This is a genomic window from Ruminococcus sp., from assembly GCF_045129435.1.
Classification (GTDB): Bacteria; Bacillota; Clostridia; order Oscillospirales; family Acutalibacteraceae; genus Ruminococcoides.
Genome location: NZ_JBGVJL010000078.1, coordinates 1 through 2135 on the forward strand (window position 1 = coordinate 1; position 2135 = coordinate 2135).

Sequence of the window (2135 nt, forward strand, 5' to 3'; positions counted from 1 at the left end):
CTTGGCTACCTGGATACCATAACTCTTATCTGCACCGCCCCTCACGATCTTACGCAGGAACACAATATCGTCCCCGCATTCCTTGACGGCAATGCAGTAATTGTTTACATTATTCATTTTGCCTTCCAGCTCCGTCAACTCATGATAATGGGTGGCAAACAAGGTCTTTGCACCAAGCTTTTTGCGGTCTGCACAATATTCAAGTACAGCCCTTGCAATGCTCATTCCGTCAAAGGTCGATGTACCCCTGCCGATTTCATCAAGAATTAAAAGACTTTTTGAAGTCGCCGATTTAACAATATTAGCAACCTCACTCATCTCTACCATAAAGGTTGACTGTCCCGAAGCAAGGTCATCAGACGCACCTACTCTTGTAAAAATACTGTCAACCACACCGATAGTCGCACTTGACGCCGGAACAAAACTGCCCATTTGTGCCATAAGCACAATTAACGCAACCTGTCGCATATATGTAGATTTACCTGCCATATTAGGACCTGTGATAATAGCAACTCTTTCTCCTGCACTATCAAGGTAAACATCATTCGGTACAAAAGGAGTGTCATTAAGCAAAGCCTCAACAACAGGGTGTCGGCTGTCTTTTAATCTGATAACTGTTGAAAGATTTACCTCCGGTCTTACATACCTGTTGTCAGCCGCAACATTTGCAAGCGAAACAAGTACGTCCAGCACAGCAATAGCCTTTGCGGTTTTTTGTATTCTGTCAAGATTATTTGCAACTGTCTTTCTGACATCGTCGAACAACGCATATTCCATCGCAACAGAACGGTCTTTTGCACCCAAAATTCTGCCTTCAATATCCTTTAAATCCTGAGTAATATATCTTTCACAGTTTGTCAAAGTCTGCTTTCTTATGTAGGTTTCCGGCACAAGGTCTTTGTAGGAATTAGTAACCTCTATGTAGTAGCCAAACACCTTATTGTAGCCTACTCTCAGCTTAGGAATACCGGTTTTTTCCCTCTGTTCTGCCTCAATTCTTGCAAGAATTCCTTTAGAATCATTCATATCAGTAAGCAAAAGGTCAAGCTCGCTGTTATATCCTTTTTTAATCATTCCGCCCTCACGAACGGAGAACGGCGGTTCTTCAACTATAGCGGAATCAATCAGCGAATAAATATCCTCAAGCAGATCTATTTCCTTGTAAACCTTTTTCAGATACTTCGCATTACAACTGGCAATAAGCTCTGAAAGCTGCGGAAGCTTTTGCAGTGCCGCAGCAAGAGAACGCAGTTCTCTGCCGTTTGCCGAGCCGTAAACAATCCTTGTCATAAGTCGCTCAATATCGAAAATTCCGCTTAAAGCGTCAACAAGATCAAGCCTTAGCATATTATCATTCACAAGTTCTTCAATCGCTGATTGTCTGTTATTAATTGCAGAAACATTCAAAAGCGGATGCTCAAGCCACGAGCGAATAAGACGCTTGCCCATAGCGGTTTTTGTTTTATCAAGCACCCATAAAAGCGAACCACGCTTTTCCTTATTGAGCATTGTTGCGGTAAGCTCAAGATTACGCTGCGTGTTGTAATCAAGATTCATAAACTGCTTATCGCTGTAAAGCTCAATTTTATTTATGCGTTCAAGTCCGTTTTTCTGTGTATCTTTAAGGTAATTTATAAGTGCACCGATTGCAGAAATCAATACAGCAGACTGTGATATAACATCCATTTCATCGCCAAACTGCGTTTTAACTGTTTCAGTACAAAGTGCATTGTCAAAGCTTTCATCTCCGAGCATTTCAACTCCGGCAGAAAGCTTTGACTTTATAAACGACGGCAAAGATTTGATTTTAACAATATCTCCGCCAAGTAAAATTTCTCTTGGATTATAGCTTGCAAGCTGACTTGTAAGAGAATTTTCAGAATCACTGCCGGTAATTTCGGTTGCGTAAAGCTCACCTGTTGAAATATCGCAAAAGCAAAGTCCGATTTTTTTATTTTCAGAATACATACAGCAAATGTAGTTATTCCTGCCCTCATCAAGCATACTTGACTCCATTACTGTGCCCGGAGTAATTACTCTTATAATATCTCGCTTAACAAGTCCCTTTGCGGTTGCAGGATCTTCGGTCTGTTCGCATATTGCAACCTTGTAGCCCTTTGCCACAAGCCTTGCAA

1 protein-coding gene is annotated in these 2135 nt (G+C 41.4%); it reads right to left on the reverse strand.

Translation table 11 applies throughout. The annotated features are described in order from the left end of the window. The coding region (gene mutS, locus ACJMMI_RS03860) for a DNA mismatch repair protein MutS (RefSeq protein WP_405353729.1) at positions 1 to 2135 on the reverse strand (2135 nt) is incomplete at both ends.